Below are 21,789 nucleotides of genomic sequence, written 5' to 3'. Positions count from 1 at the left end.
TTCCTCATAACCCTGCTTTCAGACTTGCTTCGATGAATTTATCCAGATCGCCATCCAGCACCGCCTGGGTATTGCGGGTCTCAACGCCGGTGCGCAGATCTTTGATACGGGAATCGTCCAGCACGTAGGAGCGGATCTGGCTGCCCCAGCCGATATCGGACTTGTTATCTTCCATGGCCTGCTTCTCAGCATTTTTCTTCTGCATTTCCAGCTCGTACAGCTTCGCCTTCATCTGCTTCATGGCCTGGTCTTTGTTCTTGTGCTGAGAACGGTCATTCTGGCACTGCGTCACCGTACCGGTCGGAATGTGGGTAATACGCACTGCGGATTCCGTACGGTTAACGTGCTGACCGCCCGCGCCCGACGCGCGATAAACGTCAATACGCAGATCCGCCGGGTTGATTTCGATATCAATATCATCTTCCACTTCCGGGTATACGAAAGCAGAGCTGAAAGAGGTGTGGCGACGACCGCCGGAGTCGAACGGGCTCTTACGCACCAGACGGTGTACGCCGGTTTCCGTGCGCAGCCAGCCGTAAGCGTAATCGCCAGAGATTTTAATAGTGGCGGATTTCAGGCCAGCCACTTCGCCTTCGGACTCTTCGATGATTTCGGTTTTGAAACCGCGCGCTTCGGCCCAGCGCAGATACATACGCAGCAGCATGCTGGCCCAGTCCTGCGCCTCGGTGCCGCCGGAGCCCGCCTGGATATCCAGATAGCAGTCGGCGTTGTCATATTCACCGGAGAACATGCGGCGGAATTCAAGCTGCGCGAGTTTGGCTTCAAGCTGATCCAGCTCGACTACCGCTTCGTTGAAGGTTTCTTCATCGTCCGCTTCGACGGCAAGCTCAAGCAGGCCCGCAACGTCCTCGAGGCCCTGGGACATCTGGTCCAGCGTGTCGACGATAGCTTCAAGGGAAGAACGCTCTTTACCCAGCGCCTGCGCGCGTTCGGGCTCGTTCCAGACGTCCGGCTGTTCCAGCTCGGCGTTTACTTCTTCAAGACGCTCTTTCCTGGCATCGTAGTCAAAGATACCCCCTAAGAACGTCTGAGCGCTCCGTGAGGTCCTGAATGCGGTTCTTTACCGGGTTAATTTCAAACATGGCTGTAGAATCTTTTAGTGATGAAGATGGGCAAAATGCGGTCGTAAAACGGAAAGTTTACCGGATTTACGCCGCCTTTTATAGTTCATCCTGGCGCTAAACAGGCCAGAGATGGTCGATAATGAGTTGCAGGCTGCGATTGCCGCGAAACTCGTTAACGTCAAGCTTATAGGCGAGTTCCACTTCGCGCACGCCTGGATCGGGCCAGCAGGTGGTGTCGACGTTAAACGCGATGCCATCCAGCAGCGGCCCGCCGCCGACCGGCTCCAGCATCAGTTTCAGGTGGCGTTCGCCCACCAGACGCTGCTGAAGAATACGAAAACGTCCGTCAAACAGCGGCTCCGGGAACATCTGTCCCCACGGCCCTGCGTCGCGCAGCATTTCCGCCACTTCCAGCGTCATCTCCTGCGGGGCGAGCGCGCCATCGGACCAGATTTCGCCCTGCAGCATCGCCGGGTCTAGCCACTCGTTAACCAGCTCAGCGAAACGCTGTTGAAACTCCGGGAAGCGAGCCTCTTCAAGCGACAACCCCGCCGCCATCGCATGTCCGCCAAATTTTAGCATCATGCCGGGGTAGAGCGTGTCGAGACGCTCAAGCGCGTCGCGCATATGCAGCCCCTGAACGGAGCGGCCTGAACCTTTCAGTAGCCCGTCGCCTGCTGGCGCAAAGGCGATAACCGGACGATGGAAACGCTCTTTGATGCGCGAGGCGAGAATACCGACCACGCCCTGATGCCATTCGGGATGGAAAATCGCGATCCCGCTCGGCAACGCTTCGCCGCTGCGCTCCAGTTGCTGACACAGCGTCAGCGCCTCCGCCTGCATCCCCTGCTCAATCTCTTTACGGGTCTGGTTCAGCGCGTCGAGTTCGTTCGCCAGCATCCGGGCTTCGCCAATGTTATCGCACAGCAGGAGCGCCACGCCGACGGACATATCATCCAGCCGCCCTGCCGCGTTGAGACGCGGGCCAAGCGCAAAGCCGAGATCGCTTGCCGTCAGGCGGTGCGCCTCGCGGTTGGCTATCTCCAGCAGCGCGCGGATCCCCGGGCGACATTTTCCGGCGCGGATGCGGCTCAGCCCTTGCCAGATAAGGATACGGTTATTGGCATCAAGCGGCACCACGTCCGCTACGGTGCCAAGCGACACCAGGTCGAGGAACTCCGCAAGATTTGGCTCGGAAATGCCTTTTTCCGTAAACCAGCCGACGCTTCGCAGATGCGCGCGCAGGGCCAGCATCAGATAAAACGCGACGCCGACGCCCGCAAGCGATTTCGACGGAAAGGTACACTCCGCGAGGTTCGGGTTGATAATAGCGCCCGCCGCCGGGAGCGTATCGCCCGGTAAGTGGTGATCGGTGACCAGCACCGGAATGCCCAGCTCATGCGCGCGCGCAACGCCCGCATGCGATGAGATGCCGTTATCGACGGTGAGGATCATCTGCGCGCCGCGCGCGTGGGCCTGATCGACAACCTCCGGGCTAAGACCGTAGCCATCATCGAACCGGTTAGGCACCAGATACGCCACATTGCTGCCGCCGAGCGCGCGCAGCGCCAGCACGCTTAACGCCGTACTGGTGGCGCCGTCGGCATCGAAATCGCCCACAACGATAATGCGCAGCCCTTCACGCAGCGCGTTGTGCAGCATCGCGACCGCCTGTTCAATACCGCACAATTGCTGCCAGGGCAGCATGCCTTTTACGCTGCGCTCCAGTTCCTGCGCGCTGCGTACTCCGCGGCTGGCATAGAGCCTGCGCAGCAGCGGCGGTAAATTTTCGGGCAAGGAAATGGCTTCATCCGGCGAACGCCTGCGAAGTTGCGTCTGTTTGCTCACTCGTTACTGCCCGCTCGCCGAAAGCTGTTTCTGATGCTCATCCAGGAACGCTTTCATCTCTTTTGGCCCCTGATATCCCGGCACCATCGCGCCGTTGCTCAGCACAATCGCAGGCGTACCCTGTACGCCAAACTGCACGCCGAGCTCATAATGCTTCGCAGTGTCGATATTGCAGCTGGCCGCCGCGACTTTGCCGCCGCCCATCGCGTTATCGAAGGCCTTGTTGCGGTCTTTCGCGCACCAGATAGCCTGCATGTCTTTAGCTGGTTCGCTGCGCGGCCCCTGACGCGGGAAGGCCAGGTAGCGCACCGTAATGCCGAGCGCGTTGTAGTCTTTCATCTCTTCATGCAGCTTGTGGCAATAGCCGCAGGTGATATCGGTGAAGACGGTGATGACATGTTTCTCTTGCGGCGCTTTGTAGATAATCATCTCTTTTTCGAGCGCGTTGAGTTTGGTCATCAGCATCTGGTTGGTCACGTTGACCGGCTGGCCGCCACTGACGTCATACAGCGGGCCCTGAATAATGTGCTTGCCGTCCTCGGTCACATAGATAACACCGCTTTCGGTTAGCACGGTTTTCATGCCAGCCAGCGGGGCGGGCTGAATTTCAGCGTTCGCTACACCCAGTTTGGCCAGCGACTGCTTGATGGCTGCATCATCCGCCTGGGCAAAGCCTGAGAATGCCGCCAGCGTAACGGAGAGCAGCGCAATAGATTTTTTCATAACGAGTCCTTAAATTCGGCACTCACGCTCTGGGGTGGTGCTGTTGATGAAGTTGCCGCAATCGTTCCGTCGCCACATGCGTGTAGATTTGCGTGGTGGAAAGATCGCTGTGTCCCAGCAGCATCTGAACCACGCGCAAATCGGCGCCATGATTTAACAGATGCGTGGCGAACGCATGACGTAAAACGTGCGGCGAAAGCTTTTCACTATCGATGCCCGCCAGTTGAGCATAATGTTTGATACGATGCCAGAAGGTCTGTCGTGTCATCTGCTGAGCGCGATTGCTCGGAAAGAGAACATCCAGCGACTGCCCGTTAAGCAACCACGGACGGCCATGCGTGAGATAGTGCTCCAGCCAGTAGATGGCCTCTTCGCCAAGCGGCACCAGCCGCTCTTTGTTGCCTTTACCGATAACGCGTACGACGCCCTGTCGCAGGCTGACATCGCTCATGGTTAATCCGACCAGCTCAGAGACGCGAAGCCCGGTGGCGTACAACACTTCCAGCATCGCTTTATCACGCAGTTCAATGGGTTGATCGACCGTCGGCGCCTGCAGCAGACGCTCCACCTGCGCTTCACTTAAATCCTTCGGCAGGCGCTGCGGCAGCTTGGGTGACGCCAGCAACGCGCTGGGGTCATCATCGCGAATTTTTTCACGGTACAGATGCTGAAACAAGCGCCGCACGGCGCTTAGCATACGGGCAGTGCTGGTCGCTTTGTATCCGCCCTCAACGCGCTCCGCCAGCAGCGTCTGGAGATCGCCGCTCTGCGCGGTCGGGAGACTGAGTCCGCGGTGGTGCAACCACTCGACCACCATTTTGAGATCCCGCCGGTACGCGTTCAGGCTGTTCTCGGCCAGGTTGCGCTCCAGCCAGAGCGCATCGAGAAATTGTTCGATACGGGCTAAATCCTGTTCCATTGCCACCTCACTTACGCTCCTCGTCGCTGCATTATGCCTGACAGGAGGCGGGATCTGATACACTGGCGCTTCTGCAGAATAGGAAATGAGACGTTATCGCTATGAACATTGGTCTTTTTTATGGTTCCAGCACCTGTTACACCGAAATGGCGGCTGAAAAAATCCGCGATATTATTGGTCCTGAACTGGTCACGCTGCACAACCTTAAAGACGATTCGCCAACGCTCATGGAACAGTATGATGTGCTGATCCTCGGCATTCCTACCTGGGATTTCGGCGAACTCCAGGAAGACTGGGAAGCCATATGGGATCAGCTGGACGCATTAAACCTCGACGGAAAAATCGCGGCGCTCTATGGCATGGGCGATCAGTTGGGCTACGGCGAGTGGTTCCTTGACGCGCTCGGCATGCTTCATGACAAGCTTAGCCCGAAGGGCGTAAAGTTCGTCGGCTACTGGCCCACTGAAGGCTATGAGTTCACCAGTCCTAAACCCGTCATCGCGGATGGTCAGCTGTTTGTCGGTCTTGCGCTGGATGAAACCAATCAGTACGACCTGAGCGATAGTCGTATCGAAAGCTGGTGCGAGCAGATCCTCGGCGAAATGGCGGCGCACTTCTCCTGAGTATCATTGGTGCTGAGTGTCACTGGCGGCGTCAACGGCTACCCCGCACCGGCTGTTGCAGTAACAGTCGACGCAAATCCCGCCACTCTGCCGGCGTCATGCTGTCCGATGCCAGCCACACATGGTGGCTGCGCGTCGTTTTGGGATGGCGCAGGCGCATCATCATGCCGCTGCGTAACATCCAGGGCGTGGCGCAAATCTCCCAGTCGATGCCCTGCCAGCGTAGCTGATAGTCCGCCGTGAGGCTGACCTCCCCCTGAAAAGCGTTGATACGTCGCTGACTGCGAACGCAGTCAAACACCACCAGCGACAGCAGCAACATCCAGACGGGCAGATACCGCAGCGGCCAAGGAAGCAACAAAATAATAACGGCCACAGCGCCATGCAGCAGCAGCGACACCCACTGAGAGCGCCATGAGACGCGAAGATCAGAGTGCCACAGGACCACGTTCCTGATTCCGTTGCTGGATCAATTGCACCATCCGCGCCAGTTCCGCATCGGCAGGTTTGCCGTGGTTCATCAGCCAGTTGAATAAATCAGGGTCGTCACACTCCAGCAGGCGGACAAAGACGCGTTTGTCTTCTTCGCTCAGAGCGTCATAGTCGTGCTCAAAGAAAGGCATGATGGAAATATCCAGCTCACGCATACCTCTGCGACATGCCCAGTGAATACGGGCTTTATTGTTAATATCCATGTCTCTTACCTGCTAACCGCTATTGAATGACGGCGGTTAGTGTAACCCGTTTTGCACACATCATTCAGTCCTATATGAGTATTTGCGAGGCGTTATCCTGAATATAACTTTTTGGGTGCAACCGACATTTTTCCCTGCGAGTTATCTCGAGGAACGCGTTAACGGCACAAAAGGGGATGCTAAAAGGCTTGCAAACTCCGTCGGCTCTTTAACAATATGAAGCTATCTCTCCACTCGCGTGGACCATTATTGCGATAGCACATTGGGAATCTATTTATGGCATTTACTCCATTTCCTCCCCGTCAGCCAGCCGCCAGTGCGCGCCTGCCGCTGACGCTCATCTCGCTGGAAGACTGGGCGCTGGCGACAATCACGGGCCCGGACAGCGAAAAGTATCTTCAGGGCCAGGTGACGGCGGACGTTACCCAGCTTGGCGATAACCAGCATCTGCTGGTGGCGCACTGCGATGCGAAGGGCAAAATGTGGAGCAATCTGCGTCTGTTCCGCAACGGTGACGGTTTCGCCTGGATCGAACGACGCAGCGTGCGCGACGCGCAGCTCGCGGAAATGAAAAAATATGCGGTTTTCTCAAAGGTGACCCTCGCGCCGGACGATGAATCGGTGCTGCTGGGCGTGGCTGGTTTTCAGGCGCGCGCGGCGCTGGCGAACCATTTCGCCTCGCTGCCGGATGAGCAAAACCAACGCGTGACTGTCGGCCCTACCACCCTGCTGTGGCTCGGTCTGCCTGAGGAACGTTTTCTTGTCATGACCAATGAGGAAACTGCCAGTCAGCTTGCGGAAAAGCTTCGTGGCGAAGCGCAGCTGAACGCCAGCGCCCAGTGGCTGGCGCTGGACGTAGAAGCGGGTTTCCCTGTCATCGACGCGCCAAACAGCAATCAGTTTATTCCGCAGGCGACCAACATTCAGGCGCTGGGCGGCATCAGCTTTAAGAAAGGCTGTTACGCAGGCCAGGAAATGGTAGCGCGTGCGAAATTTCGCGGCGCCAACAAACGCGCGCTGTGGTATCTGGCGGGGCATGGCAGCCGTGTGCCAGAAGCCGGCGAAGATATCGAAATGCAAATGGGCGAGAACTGGCGTCGCACCGGTACGGTACTGGCGGCAGTACAGCTGGATGACGGACGCCTGCTGGCGCAGGTGGTTATGAACAACGATCTGGAAGCCGACACCGTGTTCCGGGTTCGTGAAGAGAGCGGCGCGCACACGCTGCATATCGAGCCGCTGCCCTACTCGCTCGAAGAGGCGTAACGGTTTCCCGCCAAAACCCGGCGCACGGAATGCGCCCGTCATGACCGCCAGGCCGGTAACCATCAGCCTGGCGGGAATTCAGTGGATGTTGATTAGGTGTATCAGGCGAGATTGCGATAACGCAGGCGCGTTAACGGATATAGAGGTAAATGGCCAGGAAATGGCAGACGCTCCCGCCCAGCACGAAACCGTGCCAGATGGCATGGTTGTACGGAATACGTTTGCAGACATAAAAAATCACGCCCAGCGAATAGATAATGCCCCCTGCCGCGAGCAGCGTTACGCTACCAGGCGCGAGCTTCACCACCATCTGGTAGATGACCACCAGCGACAGCCAGCCCATCGTAAGATAAGTCACCAGCGACAAAACCTTAAAGCGGTGCGCGATGGTGAGCTTAAAGAGGATGCCGAGCAGCGCCAGGCTCCAGATAACAATCATCAATCCATGCGCCAGCGGCGACTTAAGCCCCACCAACATAAACGGCGTGTAAGTGCCTGCAATTAATAAGTAAATCGCACAATGATCAAACTTTTTAAGCCAGGTTTTAGCCCGCGCGTGCGGTATGGCGTGGTAAAGGGTCGAGGCGAGAAACAGCAGGATCATGCTGCCGCCATAGAGGCTGTAACTGGTGATAGCAGTGGCGCTGGCATTGCTGTCCACCGCCTGGACCAGTAACAACACCAGCCCGACAATCCCAAACACCAGCCCGATGCCGTGACTGATGCTGTTGGCTATCTCCTCAGCCAGTGAATATCCCTGCGCAAGTAATGGTTTACGAACCATGTGGCGACTCCGGTAAAACTGAATAAAAAAAACGCAGCCCACATAGCCTAACTGAGAATGATTCCAGTGAACACCTGTTCGCTAAAATAAATCTGTGACGACCCGTAACAGCCTGGCGCAACGGCCCCGGACAACAGTTTTCCCTTTACCGCCCATGCGTGCGTTTACTCATCAACCTTTTTGAAAGCAATCACATACAGTTCACTGAGTCCCGGATAAATGTCCCCAATAACCTTTTTCAGCGCATCCAGCGTCATATTCTCCTGACGAGCATGCTCTTCGTTCAGTTGCGCCAGCATTACCGGCGTCACGCTCAGGACTTCCAGCGTGCAGAAATAGCCGTCATCCTCGTAGCGCCCGGTGCGCAGCCGCTGGCCCGGCTTAAAGTGTGATTCGCTGGCGTCTCGGATGGTGATAGTTTTGGTGCCGTTGAGAATGTCCTGCTGGAAGCGGGTATAGAAAGTAATAGCGTTTTTCATGGCGCGTCCTGGTAAAAAGAAGGCCCCATCATAAGCCGCGCGGCGGGCAGACGCCATTGCGCGGCAGAAAGAGTGGCGCATGCCGCCGCGATTTATGGCAGCATGAGCGAGCCGACGCCGCGGTCAACGCCCGCGCCGGAGCCTGAAAGCATTAACCAAAGGATGTTGCGCCGTGACGATGTTTACCCACTCCGCTGTCGCCAGCCTCAATAATCTTGAGATGATGGTTTACAATTTTGTGGTCAAAAACCGCGACAAAGTCATGTACATGACAATTCGCGAACTGGCGGATGCGGCGGGTGTTTCCACCACAACCGTATTACGCTTTTGCCGCAAACTGAATTGCGAAGGGTATTCCGAATTCCGCGTACGTTTTAAATTATATCTGGAGCAAAATGAGCCACAGCAGGCAAATTTCGGCGCCAGTGAAATTATTAGTTTTTTCCGCAGCGTCAATAATGAGGAATTCGATGCCCTGCTTGAAAAAGCGGTAGAAATTATTCTCGAATCCGAACGTATTATATTTGTTGGGGCAGGCACCTCAGGCGCACTGGCCAAATATGGCGCGCGATTTTTCTCAAATGTCGGAAAATTCAGTAACCATATTGACGACCCTTATTTCCCGGTCACAAACGATATGGCGAAAAACGCGCTGGCGATTGTGCTCTCCGTCTCCGGCGAGACCGAAGAGATCCTGCGTTTCGCCAGCCAGTTCAGCCTGCACCGCTGCAAAGTGCTCTCTGTTACCAGCCATGAAAACTCTTCTCTGGCGAAGCTTGCTGATTTCAATCTCTCCTGGCACGTCCCGCAAACGCGCATCGCTGGTGTTTACGACATTACCACGCAAATTCCTGTCATCTATATTCTTGAAACGCTGGGCCGCAAGCTGGCGAAAAAACTGACATAAAAAAACAACCTGTTTTTCATTTGTAACAAGTCACGCCATACGCTATTTGTTATAGCGTGACTTTTGTATTTCCTTTGCTAGACTCGCAGCCAGCCTCTATTAATTTATCGTTATTAATCAGCTTCAAATTCATTTTCGATGAGATGACACGATGAAACAGCTTAAATTACCGAAAGACTTTTTATGGGGCGGCGCGGTCGCCGCGCATCAGGTGGAAGGCGGCTGGGATCAGGGCGGCAAAGGGCCGAGCATCTGCGACGTGCTGACCGGCGGCGCGCACGGCGTACCGCGTGAAATCACCGAATCCGTTGTGCCGGGCAAATATTACCCAAACCACGAAGCCATCGATTTCTACGGGCATTACAAAGAAGACATTAAACTCTTCGCCGAAATGGGCTTTAAATGTTTCCGCACCTCCATCGCCTGGACGCGTATCTTCCCGAATGGCGACGAAACGCAGCCTAACGAGGCTGGCCTTAAGTTTTACGACGATATGTTCGATGAGCTGCTGAAATACAACATCGAGCCGGTCATTACGCTCTCTCATTTTGAAATGCCGCTGCATCTGGTGCAGCAGTATGGCGGCTGGACCAACCGTAAAGTGGTGGATTTCTTTGTGCGCTTCGCCGAAGTGGTGTTTGAGCGCTACAAGAATAAGGTCAAATACTGGATGACCTTTAACGAGATCAACAACCAGCGCAACTGGCGCGCGCCGTTGTTCGGCTACTGCTGCTCCGGCGTGGTCTATACCGAACACGACAACCCGGAAGAGACGATGTACCAGGTGCTGCACCATCAGTTTGTAGCGAGCGCCCTGGCGGTGAAAATTGGCCATCGCATTAACCCGGAGATGAAAATCGGCTGCATGCTGGCGATGGTGCCGCTCTATCCGTTCTCCTGCAAACCGGAGGACGTAATGTATGCGCAGGAATCGATGCGTGAGCGTTATGTCTTTACCGACGTCCAGCTGCGCGGCTACTACCCGTCTTACGTGCTGAACGAGTGGCAGCGCCGCGGTTTTCACATCAGGATGGAAGCAGGCGACGAGCAGATCCTGCGCGAAGGCTGCTGCGACTATCTGGGCTTCAGCTATTACATGACTAACGCGGTACAGGCCGAGGGCGGCAGCGGCGATGCGCTGACCGGTTTCCAGGGCAGCGTGCCGAACCCGCATGTGAAAGCGTCCGACTGGGGCTGGCAGATTGACCCGGTGGGCCTGCGCTACGCGCTGTGTGAGCTCTACGAGCGCTACCAGAAGCCGCTGTTTATCGTCGAAAACGGCTTTGGCGCTTACGACAACGTGGAAGAAGACGGCAGCATTAATGATGATTACCGCATCGATTATCTGCGCGCCCATATTGAGCAGATGATGAAAGCGGTGACTTACGACGGCGTGGATTTGCTGGGCTATACGCCGTGGGGCTGCATCGACTGCGTATCATTCACTACCGGGCAGTACAGCAAGCGTTACGGCTTTATCTATGTGAATAAGCACGATGACGGCACAGGCGATATGTCCCGCTCCCGTAAGAAGAGTTTTGCGTGGTATCAGGGGGTGATTGCGAGTAACGGCGAGTCGCTCTGACCTCTCATGTCAGCCCTCTCCCCTGCGGGGAGGGAGCCAAACGGCGCCCGCCATCAGATCTGGCGGGTGCGCTTTACTTCCCGCCCTGCAATACGGCTTCTGTCTGTCCCGTAGGGCGGATAAGCGCAGCGCCACCCGCCTGCCTCTCTTCCGCCCTCGTCAATCCGCTCCGGTTATTTCCCGCCGGCGAGATCAAGAAAACTGCCCGTCACGTAAGAGGCTTTATCGCTGAGCAACCAGGCGATGGCTTCGGCGACCTCTTCCGGTTGACCGCCGCGCTGCATCGGTAACGCCGATTTCACACGATCGACGCGGCCCGGCTCGCCGCCAGAGGCGTGAATATCGGTATAGATAAGCCCTGGCCGCACGCCGTTGACGCGAATGCCCTGCGCGGCGACTTCCAGCGATAGCCCAATGGTCAGTGAATCCACCGCGCCTTTCGACGCCGCGTAATCGACATACTCGCCAGGCGCGCCAAGCCGTGAGGCGGCAGACGACACATTCACAATCGCACCGCCCCGCCCGCCGTGATGATGCGCCATTCGCTTCACCGCTTCGCGGCAGCACAGGAAATAGCCGGTGACGTTAATGGCGAGCACTTTGTTGATGCGCTCTGCGGTCAGGTTCTCCGTCATGCATTGGGTAAACAGAACGCCGGCGTTATTGACCAGCGCAACCAGCGGCTCGTCCTGCTGGTCAAGCGTGGCGAACATCGCCATCACCTGCCTTTCGTCGCTGATATCCGCCTGCACGGGAAACGCCCGCCCGCCGTGTGCGGTGATCGCGTCAACCACCTCCTGCGCCGCGGCGGCGTTACTGAGGTAATTGACCGCCACGGTATAGCCCTGCGCGGCCAGCAACTGCGCCGTCGCCCTGCCAATGCCGCGGCTCGCGCCGGTAATCAGTGCAATGGACATACTTTTTCCTTTTTTATGGTGTGGTACAGCAGGCTTTTCTGCATGCATCGGGGTGCTCCCGATAACTTACCGCGGTGCGTAACGCAGGGACACTCTACAAATCAGGTAGCAATAGCGTGGCATCCGGCGCCGCGCCATAAAAAAAGGGCGCCGAAGCGCCCTGTGGGTTGTCTTTACCTGCTGGTCACAGCGAAGAGCCGTTACTGATACTCGCTCATCGGCACGCAGGAGCAGAAGAGATTACGGTCGCCGTAAACATCATCGAGACGCTTCACGGTCGGCCAGTATTTATTCTCAAACCCTGCCGGGAACGCCGCCAGCTCGCGGCTGTAAGCGTGCTCCCATTCCTGAGCCAGTTCGCGCTGCACGTGCGGCGCGTTGACCAGCGGGTTATCGTCCTGCGGCCATTCGCCCTGCGCCACACGGTCGATTTCGCCGCGGATCGCCAGCATCGCGTCGATAAAGCGGTCCAGCTCAGTTTTGCTTTCCGATTCTGTCGGCTCAACCATCAGCGTGCCCGCGACCGGGAAAGACATGGTCGGCGCGTGGAAGCCATAGTCGATAAGGCGTTTGGCGATATCCAGTTCGCTTATGCCGGTGGCCTCTTTCAGCGGGCGAATATCCAGAATGCACTCATGCGCGACGCGGCCGTCGCGACCGGTATAGAGCACCGGATAGGCGTCTTTCAGACGGCTGGCGATGTAGTTGGCGTTGAGGATTGCCGTCTGGCTTGCCTTCTTCAGCCCTTCAGAGCCCATCATACGGATATACATCCAGCTTATCGGCAGAATCGACGCGCTGCCGAACGGTGCGGCGGAAACCGCGCCCTGCGCCGTCAGCATGCCTTCAATCTGCACGACGCTGTGGCCCGGCACGAATGGCGCCAGATGCGCTTTCACGCCAATCGGGCCCATGCCAGGGCCGCCGCCGCCGTGCGGAATGCAGAATGTTTTATGCAGGTTGAGATGTGAGACATCCGCGCCGATATAGCCCGGCGACGTGATGCCCACCTGGGCGTTCATGTTGGCGCCGTCAAGGTAAACCTGACCGCCGTACTGATGCACGATGTCGCACACCTCGCGGATGGTTTCTTCATACACGCCGTGGGTGGACGGATACGTCACCATAATACAGGAGAGCTTATCGCCTGCGGTTTCGGCCTTCACACGCAGATCCGCCAGATCGATATTGCCCTGTTTATCACAGGCGACCACGACGACCTGCATGCCTGCCATCTGCGCCGACGCCGGGTTGGTGCCATGCGCGGAGCTCGGAATAAGACAGATATCGCGATGGCCTTCGTTGCGGCTTTCGTGATAGTGGCGGATAGCCAGCAGGCCCGCATACTCGCCCTGCGCGCCGGAGTTCGGCTGCATGCAGAGCGCATCGTAACCGGTGAGCTTCACCAGCCAGTCGGAGAGCTGGCCAATCATCTGCAGATAGCCCTCGGCCTGATCCGCCGGACAGAACGGATGCAGTTCGGCGAATTCCGGCCAGGTTATCGGGATCATTTCCGCTGCCGCATTGAGCTTCATGGTGCAGGAGCCGAGCGGGATCATCGCCTGATTCAGCGCCAGATCTTTGCGCTCAAGGCTGTGCATATAACGCATCATCTCGGTTTCGCTGTGGTAGCGATTAAAGACCGGATGCGTCAGGATGGCGTCATCGCGTAGCATCGCGGCCGGAATGGAGCGGCTGTCGTGCGCCACCTCTTTATCCAGCGCGTCGATATCCGCCTGCGCGTCGTCACCGGTCACGACGCGCAGCAGCGCCTGCACGTCAGCGCGGGTCGTGGTTTCATCAAGCGTAATGCCGACCGCGCCCGGAATATCGCTGCGCAGGTTGATTTCCTGTGCCTGCGCGCGCGCCAGCACCGCCGCTTTATCGGCGACGTCGACGCACAGCGTGTCGAACCAGGTGGCATGACGCAGCTTCAGCCCTTTGCGTTGCAGGCCCGCCGCCAGAATATCGGCAAAACGGTGGATACGGCTGGCGATGCGCTTCAGCCCCTCCGGGCCGTGGAACACGGCGTAGAGGCTCGCGATATTGGCCAGCAGCACCTGGGAAGTACAGATGTTGGAGTTCGCTTTCTCGCGGCGAATATGCTGCTCGCGGGTTTGCATCGCCATACGCAGCGCAGTGCGACCGGCGGCGTCTTTCGATACGCCGATAATGCGCCCAGGCATGGAGCGTTTAAATTCATCGCTGGCGGCAAAGAACGCCGCATGCGGGCCGCCGTAGCCCATCGGCACGCCGAAACGCTGGGCGGAGCCGAAGACGATATCCGCGCCCTGCTTGCCCGGCGCGGTCAGGAGCACCAGCGCCATAAAATCCGCCGCTACGCTGACCACCACTTTGCGGGATTTCAGCTCGCTAATCAGCGCGCGATAGTCATGCACTTCGCCAGTGGTGCCGACCTGCTGCAACAGCACGCCAAACAGATCCTGATGATCGAGCGCCTTTTGCGCGTCATCCACAATCACCTCAAAGCCGAAGGTTTCAGCGCGGGTGCGCACCACATCCAGCGTCTGTGGATGCACATCAGCCGCCACAAAGAAACGGTTGGCGTTTTTCAGTTTGCTGACGCGCTTCGCCATCGCCATGGCTTCCGCCGCGGCGGTAGCTTCATCAAGCAGCGAGGCGGAGGCGATATCGAGCCCGGTCAGATCCAGCGTCACCTGCTGGAAATTAAGCAGTGCTTCGAGACGTCCCTGAGAGACTTCCGGCTGGTAAGGCGTATAGGCCGTGTACCAGCCCGGGTTTTCCAGCATGTTGCGCAGGATAACCGGCGGGGTGTGCACCGCGGTGTAGCCCATGCCGATATAGTTTTTGAAGCGCTTATTGCGCCCGGCGATAGCTTTAAGCTCCGCCAGCGCAGCGAATTCGGTCGCGGCGTCGCCAACATCAGGCGGGGTCGCAAGCTGGATATCCGCCGGAACGATTTGCGAAATCAGCGCATCCAGCGAGTCCGCGCCAACGGTGCGCAGCATCTCCTGCTGCTGGTCAACACCCGGTCCGATATGACGCCCGATAAAAGCGTCGCGATTTTCCAGGTGGCTCAGGGTCTGGGTCATGGGCGATATTTCCTGAAACGTGCAGTGAGGCAAATAAATGCGATGGTCAGTTGTGCTCCCTTGTGGGAGCGGCGCGTGCAATGCGGCGCACGCGCCTGCCCCTGAGCGTTACCCAGGAGCGCGGTCCCGTGTATTACTCGTTTTCTAACAGCGCTTCATACGCGCTGGCGTCCAGCAGCGCGGCCACTTCGGCCTCGTCGCTGGCTTTGATTTTGAAAATCCAGCCCTGGCCGTACGGCTCGCTGTTGACCAGTTCCGGAGAGTCGCTCAGCGCGTCATTGACGGCCACGATCTCGCCGCTGACCGGCGCGTAGATGTCAGAGGCGGCTTTCACCGACTCCGCTACGGCGCAGTCGTCGCCCGCGCTGACGGTCGCGCCGACATCCGGCAGGTCGACAAACACCATGTCGCCCAGCAACTGCTGCGCATGTTCGGTGATCCCAACGGTGTAAGTACCGTCCGCTTCTTTACGCAGCCATTCGTGTTCTTTGCTGTATTTCAGTTCGTTTGGCACATTGCTCATTGCTTCTCTCCTGATAACAAAACTTACTGCGCCACCGGTTTACCGGCGCGCACGAAAACGGGTTTAGTGACCTTCACGGGCATTTCGCGGTTGCGGATCTGCACAATGGCAGTATCGCCGATACCCGCCGGAACGCGAGCCAGCGCAATGCTGTAGCCGAGCGTCGGCGAGAACGTGCCGCTGGTGATAATGCCTTCGCACGCGTTGCCCTGAGTGTCGGTGAAGCGCACCGGCAGCTCATTGCGCAGCACGCCTTTTTCGGTCATGACCAGGCCGACCAGCTGTTCAGTGCCGTTTTCACGCTGGGCTTCCAGCGCATCGCGACCGATGAAATCGCGGTCTTCCGGCTGCCAGGCGATCGTCCAGCCCATATTGGCAGCGAGCGGCGAAACGCCTTCATCCATCTCCTGGCCATACAGATTCATGCCCGCCTCAAGGCGCAGCGTGTCGCGCGCGCCGAGGCCGCAGGGTTTCACGCCCGCTTCTACCAGCTGGCTCCAGAACCCCGCCGCTTTTTCATTCGGCATCGCGATTTCATAACCCGCTTCGCCGGTATAACCGGTAGTGGCGATAAATAAATCGTCCGCCTGCACGCCGAAAAACGGCTTCATGCCTTCGACGGCTTTACGCTGCGCATCGTTAAACAGCGTGGCGGCTTTGGCCTTCGCGTTCGGGCCCTGAACGGCGATAAGGGAGAGATCGTCGCGCACGGTAACGGCGACGCCGTAAGGCTCGGCATGCTCGTTGATCCAGGCGAGATCTTTTTCACGGGTAGCGGAGTTCACCACCAGGCGGAAATAGTCTTCCGTCATGAAGTAGACGATCAGGTCGTCAATCACGCCGGCAGAGGCGTTGAGCATGGCGGTGTAGAGCGCTTTACCCGGCTGGGTCAGCTTCGCCACATCGTTTGCCAGCAAGTAGCGCAGGAAATCGCGGGTGCGCGCGCCGCGCAGATCGACAATGGTCATGTGAGAGACGTCAAACATCCCCGCGTCGTTGCGCACGGCATGGTGTTCGTCAATTTGTGAGCCGTAATGCAGCGGCATCATCCAGCCGTGGAAATCCACCATGCGCGCGCCGCAGAGGTTGTGCTGTTCATACAACGGGGTTTGTTGAGCCATCTTTTCCTCATCCTGTCAGCCGGGTTGGTGTGGGTTTCAGACGGCGAACAGCCCTGAGTGAAACCCGGCGCCGACGCCGATCCCGACGGCGACGCAAACGTTAACTTGCGTCTGAACTTATCACCGAACGGAGGTGTAAACCATAAGGTGAGCTGAGTCATCAGATTAGCTTATGACCGGGACAGGTGTTTTTGGCGACAGAATTAAACACTGCCTGAATGGTTTCAGGCGTAGCCGATACGCTAACTCTCTGCCGCCTTTTCAAAATAACCGGGCAGAAATCGCTGTTTTGAAGGAAAAATCATGGCAGTGGAAAAATTAAAGGATTAAAAAAACTAATCCGAAAAAGAGAGTGAAATTAGAATATTTCAAACGGGGGGAAGCTTCTCTTTCCGACGCCCGGAAAGAGAAGTGTGACGCAGTTAACGCAACCACGCAGGCAGGTCATTCAGCCCCATCGCCTGGCGAATCAGCTGCGGTTTGATCCCCGGCAGTTTATCGGCAAGCGTTAAGCCCAGATCGCGCAGCAGCTTTTTCGCCGGGTTATTGCCTGAGAAAAGCTCGCGAAAGCCCTGCATGCCTGCCAGCATCATCGCGGCGGCGTGCTTGCGGCTGCGCTCGTAGCGGCGCAGATAGAGATGCTGGCCGATATCCTTGCCCTGCTGTTGCAGGCGACGCAGTTCGCTTATCAGTTCAGCCGCGTCCATAAAGCCGAGGTTCACCCCCTGCCCGGCCAGCGGATGAATGGTGTGCGCGGCGTCGCCGACAAGCGCCAGTCGATGCGCGGCGAACTGACGCGCATAGCGCCCGGTCAGCGGGAAGACCTGTCGCTCGCCCTCAAGCGTACACAATCCGAGGCGGTTATCGAACGCCACACAGAGGGCCTGATTAAACGCGGACGCAGGGGCCTGTTGCATCCGGTCCGCCTCCTGCGGCGAGAGTGACCAGACGATAGAGCACAGATGCGGATCGCCGAGCGGCAGGAACGCCAGAATGCCGTCGCCATGAAAGACCTGGCGCGCCACGCCGCCGTGCGGCTCATCGGTGCGAATCGTGGCGACCAGGGCATGATGCTGGTAATCCCAGGACGTCAGCGGAATTTCCGCCTTTGTGCGCAGCCAGGAGTTAGCGCCGTCCGCGCCCACAACCAGCCGCGCCGTCAGCATATTGCCGTCTTCGAGCGTAATAAATGCTTCGTTCTCGCCCCAGGCCACCTGTTGCAGCATCGCCGGCGCCATCAGCGTCACCGATTTGCACTGCTGCGCCTTTTCCCATAACGCATGGTGGATAACCGGGTTTTCGATAATGTGCCCAAGATGGCTGAAGCCGAACGCCTCATCGTCAAACGCGATGCGCCCGAAGCTGTCTTTTTCCCAGACCTCCATGCCGTGATAGGCCGCGGCGCGCTGGCGAATAATCGCCTCCCATACGCCGAGACGTTTGAGCAGCGTTTCGCTGGCGGCGTTGATCGCCGATACGCGCAGCGCTGGCGGCGCTCCGGCATCCAGCGGTTGCGGCGCGCGTTGTTCAAGCACCGCGACGCGCAGCCCGCTGCCTTCCAGCCCGCAGGCCACCGCCAGCCCGACCATTCCGCCGCCGACAATCGCTACATCTACACTTTGCACATTCGACTCCTTAGCGCGGCACCCAACCCAGGGTGCGTCTGGCCAGCGCGTCACGCGCCGGGGTAAATAGATCCATCGCCATCAGGCCAAGGTTGCGCCCGACGACCAGCGGCGACCAGCGGTTGGCGAAAAGCTGCACCAGCCCGTCGGTAACGCCGATCGTCGCGGCTTTATCCTGCTCCCGGCGCTGCTGATACGCGTTTAGCACCGGATACGCGCCGATATCCTGACCGCGCGCGAACGCCTGCGCCAGCGTCTCCGCGAGCGTTATTACATCGCGTAAGCCGAGGTTAAAGCCCTGCCCTGCGATCGGATGCAGCGTCTGGGCAGCATTGCCGACAAGCGTCGTGCGATGCGAAATTACCCGTGAGGCGAGGCTTAAGGCGAGCGGATAGCCGCTGCGCGCGCCTGCATGCGTGATACGCCCGAGCCGCCAGCCAAAAGCGTGTTGCAGTTCGCGACAGAAGCGCTCATCGCTCCAGCCCAGTACCTCTGCCTGTTTATCAAGCGGATGGCACCAGACCAGCGAGCTGCGCCCACTGGACATCGGCAGCAGCGCCAGCGGGCCGTGTTCGGTGAAGCGCTCAAACGCGCGTCCCTGGTGCGGCAATGCGGTCGCGACATTCGCGATAATCGCCGCCTGGTGGTAAGGCTGCTGACGCCATTCAATGCCGCACTGCGCGCCAATCGAGGAGCGCGAACCGTCGGCGGCGACCAGCAACTGGCCTTCCAGCGTCTCGCCGCTGTCCAGCCGTACGCTCACCGCCTCTTCACGGCGCGTAATGTCCGCCACACGCGCCGGGCAGTGCAGATGAACGCCGGGCGCTTTGCGCAGCAGGCCGAAAAGGCGCTGACCGGCATCATGCAGTTCGACGACATTGCCAAGCGCCTGCGTCTGGTAATCGCGTGCGTTGAGCGTCACAAAACCGGCGTGACCGCGATCGCTGACGTGAACGGTGGTGATAGGTGTCGCACAGGGAGCGAGCGCCTGCCAGACGCCGACACGTTCAAGCTCCCGGCAGGTGCCGTCGGCAAGCGCGATGGCGCGCGCATCGAATCCCGGATGCGCGGCGGACTCTGGCGCGCTGGCTTCCACGAGGTGAACCGGCAACGCACCGTGAGTGAAGCGGGAAATCGCGAGCGCGAGCGTCGCGCCAGCCATGCCGCCGCCTGCGATAATCACACTCATGAGCGCTGCGCTGCCGCCATCAGCGCTTCGATGTCGTCCGCCGATTTCACCACGCTCGCGGTCAGGTTTTCGTTACCCGTTTCGGTGATGACGATATCGTCTTCGATGCGAATGCCGATGCCGCGATACTCCTCCGGCACGTCGGCGTCGGGGGCGATATAGAGGCCCGGCTCAACGGTGATAACCATTCCCGGCGCCAGAATGCGCGAGCGATCCGGGCCGTAGAAACCGACGTCGTGCACATCAAGCCCCAGCCAGTGGCTGAGCCCGTGCATAAAATAGGGACGATGGGCATTTTCGGCGACCAGTTGCTCCACATCGCCTTGCAGAATGCCAAGCCCGATAAGGCCTTTCACCATGACGCGCACCACATCGCCGGTGACGTCCTGAATCGACGTACCGGGGCGGAAAAGGCGCAGCGCGGTTTCCAGCGACTCCAGCACGATGTCGTAAACAGCGCGCTGAGCCGGGGTGAATTTGCCGTTCACCGGAAAAGTGCGGGTGATATCGCCCGCGTAGCCCTGATATTCACAACCTGCGTCGATCAGGACCAGATCGCCGTCGCGCAGCTGGCTTTCGTTTTCGGTGTAATGGAGGATACAGCCGTTCTCACCGCCGCCCACAATGGTGTTATAGGAGGGAAAACGCGCGCCATGGCGGTTGAATTCATGCAGAATTTCGCCTTCAAGCTGATATTCATACATGCCCGGACGGCATTTTTGCATAGCGCGGGTATGCGCCAGCGCGCTGATTTCACCGGCGCGGCGCATCACAGCCAGCTCTTCCGGCGATTTGAACAGGCGCATTTCGTGTACCCAGGGGCGCCAGTCGGTGAGCGTGGCGGGTGCCGAGAGATTCTGGCGCGAACCGCGGCGCAGCTTATCGAGCGCGGCGAAAACGATGGTGTCGGCGTAGGTGTATTCCCCCTGCGCGTGGTAGACCACATCCAGCCCGTTGAGCAGCTGATAAAGCTGTTCGTCGATTTCATTAAAAGCCAGCGCACGGTCAACGCCGAGCTTCGCCGGCGCTGCATCCTGCCCGAGACGGCGGCCAAACCAGATCTCCGCATTTTTATCGCGCAGACGGTTGAAGATAACGCTGTGGCTGTGGGTCTCATCGCTTTTGATGAGCACCAGCACGGCTTCCGGTTCGTTAAAGCCGGTGAAGTACCAGAAATCGCTGCTCTGGCGATAGGGATATTCGCTGTCGGCGCTGCGTGAAGCTTGCGGCGCGGCGAAGATCAGTGCCGCGCTGGCCGGCGCCATTTTCGCCAGCAACGCCTGACGGCGTCGCAGAAACTCTTGCTGTGTCATTGCACCTCCTGAGTAAACGAATTTTAGTGAAGCGTAGGCTTTTTCACTTCCGGCGCGGTCAGCGTCTGGCGCGTAAAGGTGTCATGGCAGAGCAGCGCCGCGACGCGCACATACTCGACGATCTCCTCAAGCGACATCTCCAGCTCTTCCTGATCTTCGCCTTCGTCATAGCCGAGCTGGGCAATATTGCGCAGATCGTCAATGGCCTCGCCGGTTTCGCCGGTGATTTTGTCGAGCTTCGGCTGCGTGACGCCAAGCCCCAGCAGGAAGTGGTTCACCCAGCCTGCCAGCGCGTCGGCGCGATCGAAGACCGAGACGTCATCGCCATCCGGCAGCCAGAGCTGGAACAGGAAACCATCATCCTCCAGCGTATCGCTGGTGGCGGCGTGCAACTGACGCAGCGCCTGAGCGAGCTGTTGGCCGAACGCCAGCCCCTCATTGGTGAGGTCGTGCAGCAGCGGTTGCCAGCTGCTGTCATGATTGCCGCCGCACAGGATTCCACTGATAAGTCCGTGCATTTCTGCGGGGGTCAGGCCCACGCCTTGCTGATTGAGCAACTGGCCGACTTCGTCGTAACCAGGCATTTCGTTCTGTATAGACATGCGCATTCGTCGTCGTTGGGAGGATGAGTTCGTGTTATGCTACCACTTCGTGCCCTGGTGATACCAGAAAAGGGCTTGTGTCTTCATATCAGGGTAGCTATAGTGTCGCCCCTTCGCAGCCCCGGCGCGAATGGTTGGCGAGTCAACAGCAGGAAAGTGGAATGTCTGCACAACCAGTCGATATCCAAATTTTTGGGCGTTCACTGCGGGTGAATTGCCCGCCTGAACAGCGAGATGCACTGAATCAGGCTGCGGACGAGCTGAATCAACGGTTGCAAGATCTGAAAGTTCGCACTAGAGTCACCAATACTGAGCAGTTAGTTTTCATCGCAGCACTGAACGTCTGTTATGAGCTGGCTCAGGAAAAAGTTAAAACCCGTGACTACGCGGCCAACATGGAACAGCGTATCCGGATGCTCCAGCAGACCATTGAGCAAGCATTACTTGAGCAGGGTCGCATAAGTGAAAGAGCGGAGCCAAAGTTTGAATAACGCTTCAGGGTCTACTATGG

The 21,789-nt window shown here is 58.2% G+C and carries 21 protein-coding genes; 5 read left to right on the top strand and 16 right to left on the bottom strand.

Translation table 11 applies throughout. From position 1 onward, the window contains the following. Positions 1-4: 4 nt before the first annotated feature. From prfB to xerD, 4 genes are all read right to left on the bottom strand, one after another. A protein-coding gene (gene prfB, locus AFK63_RS02370; RefSeq protein WP_144420883.1) for a peptide chain release factor 2 occupies positions 5-1,103 on the bottom strand; the annotation gives its coding sequence in 2 pieces (ribosomal slippage) (positions 5-1,027 and positions 1,029-1,103; 1,098 coding nt in all). A gap of 96 nt (positions 1,104-1,199) precedes the next feature. Further along, on the bottom strand, positions 1,200-2,933 hold the full coding sequence (gene recJ / locus AFK63_RS02365; protein WP_038868014.1) for a single-stranded-DNA-specific exonuclease RecJ: 1,734 nt from the start codon (positions 2,931-2,933) through the stop codon (positions 1,200-1,202). A gap of 3 nt (positions 2,934-2,936) precedes the next feature. Next, complete coding sequence (gene dsbC, locus AFK63_RS02360; protein WP_038868012.1) at positions 2,937-3,656, bottom strand: bifunctional protein-disulfide isomerase/oxidoreductase DsbC; 720 nt, start codon at positions 3,654-3,656, stop codon at positions 2,937-2,939. Positions 3,657-3,678: 22 nt separating this feature from the next. Continuing rightward, on the bottom strand, positions 3,679-4,575 hold the full coding sequence (xerD, locus tag AFK63_RS02355) for a site-specific tyrosine recombinase XerD (RefSeq protein ID WP_038868009.1): 897 nt from the start codon (positions 4,573-4,575) through the stop codon (positions 3,679-3,681). 101 nt (positions 4,576-4,676) lie between these two features. Between xerD and fldB the strand changes: the two genes are divergently transcribed. After that, positions 4,677-5,198, top strand: a complete 522-nt coding sequence (fldB, locus tag AFK63_RS02350) for a flavodoxin FldB (protein WP_038868007.1) — start codon at positions 4,677-4,679, stop codon at positions 5,196-5,198. A 31-nt stretch (positions 5,199-5,229) separates the two neighbouring features. On the opposite strand, the gene AFK63_RS02345 is transcribed toward fldB, so the two are convergent. Then, positions 5,230-5,646, bottom strand: a complete 417-nt coding sequence (locus AFK63_RS02345; protein WP_038868005.1) for a protein YgfX — start codon at positions 5,644-5,646, stop codon at positions 5,230-5,232. Then, positions 5,627-5,893: an FAD assembly factor SdhE gene (sdhE, locus tag AFK63_RS02340; RefSeq protein WP_038868003.1), complete on the bottom strand. Its 267-nt coding sequence runs from the start codon at positions 5,891-5,893 to the stop codon at positions 5,627-5,629. Before sdhE ends, AFK63_RS02345 begins: the two co-directional genes overlap by 20 nt. A gap of 276 nt (positions 5,894-6,169) precedes the next feature. Here sdhE and ygfZ point away from each other — a divergent pair, with 276 nt between their 5' ends. Continuing rightward, positions 6,170-7,159, top strand: a complete 990-nt coding sequence (gene ygfZ / locus AFK63_RS02335) for a tRNA-modifying protein YgfZ (protein WP_038868000.1) — start codon at positions 6,170-6,172, stop codon at positions 7,157-7,159. A 130-nt stretch (positions 7,160-7,289) separates the two neighbouring features. Here the strand turns inward: ygfZ and trhA are convergent, their stop codons facing one another. Further along, a complete protein-coding gene (gene trhA / locus AFK63_RS02330) occupies positions 7,290-7,943 on the bottom strand; it encodes a PAQR family membrane homeostasis protein TrhA (RefSeq protein WP_038867998.1) in 654 nt (217 codons plus the stop codon). Positions 7,944-8,107: 164 nt separating this feature from the next. Further along, on the bottom strand, positions 8,108-8,422 hold the full coding sequence (gene yqfB, locus AFK63_RS02325) for a N(4)-acetylcytidine aminohydrolase (protein WP_038867996.1): 315 nt from the start codon (positions 8,420-8,422) through the stop codon (positions 8,108-8,110). 178 nt (positions 8,423-8,600) lie between these two features. Here yqfB and AFK63_RS02320 point away from each other — a divergent pair, with 178 nt between their 5' ends. Both AFK63_RS02320 and AFK63_RS02315 read left to right on the top strand, forming a co-directional pair. Further along, complete coding sequence (locus AFK63_RS02320) at positions 8,601-9,329, top strand: MurR/RpiR family transcriptional regulator (RefSeq protein ID WP_038867994.1); 729 nt, start codon at positions 8,601-8,603, stop codon at positions 9,327-9,329. Positions 9,330-9,480: 151 nt separating this feature from the next. Continuing rightward, complete coding sequence (locus tag AFK63_RS02315; protein WP_038867993.1) at positions 9,481-10,914, top strand: 6-phospho-beta-glucosidase; 1,434 nt, start codon at positions 9,481-9,483, stop codon at positions 10,912-10,914. A 173-nt stretch (positions 10,915-11,087) separates the two neighbouring features. Here the strand turns inward: AFK63_RS02315 and AFK63_RS02310 are convergent, their stop codons facing one another. The 8 genes from AFK63_RS02310 to AFK63_RS02275 all read right to left on the bottom strand — a co-directional run bounded on the left by AFK63_RS02310 (position 11,088) and on the right by AFK63_RS02275 (position 21,278). Continuing rightward, on the bottom strand, positions 11,088-11,831 hold the full coding sequence (locus tag AFK63_RS02310) for an SDR family oxidoreductase (RefSeq protein WP_038867990.1): 744 nt from the start codon (positions 11,829-11,831) through the stop codon (positions 11,088-11,090). 200 nt (positions 11,832-12,031) lie between these two features. Beyond that, a complete protein-coding gene (gcvP, locus tag AFK63_RS02305; RefSeq protein ID WP_038867988.1) occupies positions 12,032-14,905 on the bottom strand; it encodes an aminomethyl-transferring glycine dehydrogenase in 2,874 nt (957 codons plus the stop codon). A gap of 133 nt (positions 14,906-15,038) precedes the next feature. After that, positions 15,039-15,428 (bottom strand): glycine cleavage system protein GcvH, encoded by a 390-nt coding sequence (gene gcvH / locus AFK63_RS02300; RefSeq protein ID WP_038867985.1) that lies wholly within the window; start codon positions 15,426-15,428, stop codon positions 15,039-15,041. A 23-nt stretch (positions 15,429-15,451) separates the two neighbouring features. Further along, on the bottom strand, positions 15,452-16,549 hold the full coding sequence (gcvT, locus tag AFK63_RS02295) for a glycine cleavage system aminomethyltransferase GcvT (RefSeq protein ID WP_038867984.1): 1,098 nt from the start codon (positions 16,547-16,549) through the stop codon (positions 15,452-15,454). Positions 16,550-16,971: 422 nt separating this feature from the next. Then, positions 16,972-18,174, bottom strand: coding sequence for an FAD-dependent 2-octaprenylphenol hydroxylase (gene ubiI / locus AFK63_RS02290; RefSeq protein ID WP_038867982.1), 1,203 nt, complete (start codon positions 18,172-18,174; stop codon positions 16,972-16,974). 10 nt (positions 18,175-18,184) lie between these two features. Continuing rightward, positions 18,185-19,363, bottom strand: a complete 1,179-nt coding sequence (ubiH, locus tag AFK63_RS02285; RefSeq protein ID WP_038867981.1) for a 2-octaprenyl-6-methoxyphenyl hydroxylase — start codon at positions 19,361-19,363, stop codon at positions 18,185-18,187. Then, positions 19,360-20,676: a Xaa-Pro aminopeptidase gene (gene pepP / locus AFK63_RS02280; RefSeq protein WP_038867979.1), complete on the bottom strand. Its 1,317-nt coding sequence runs from the start codon at positions 20,674-20,676 to the stop codon at positions 19,360-19,362. Before pepP ends, ubiH begins: the two co-directional genes overlap by 4 nt. Before the next feature lie 23 nt (positions 20,677-20,699). After that, a complete protein-coding gene (locus tag AFK63_RS02275; RefSeq protein ID WP_131824734.1) occupies positions 20,700-21,278 on the bottom strand; it encodes a YecA/YgfB family protein in 579 nt (192 codons plus the stop codon). Between the two features lie 161 nt (positions 21,279-21,439). On the opposite strand from AFK63_RS02275, the gene zapA reads away from it, so the two are divergent. After that, entirely contained in the window at positions 21,440-21,769 is a 330-nt protein-coding gene (gene zapA, locus AFK63_RS02270) for a cell division protein ZapA (RefSeq protein ID WP_007669177.1), read from the top strand. Positions 21,770-21,789: the final 20 nt, after the last annotated feature.

Origin of the sequence: Cronobacter muytjensii ATCC 51329, from assembly GCF_001277195.1 — a bacterium.
Taxonomy (GTDB): domain Bacteria; phylum Pseudomonadota; class Gammaproteobacteria; order Enterobacterales; family Enterobacteriaceae; genus Cronobacter; species Cronobacter muytjensii.
This window is presented reverse-complemented; position numbering and strand designations above follow the sequence as displayed.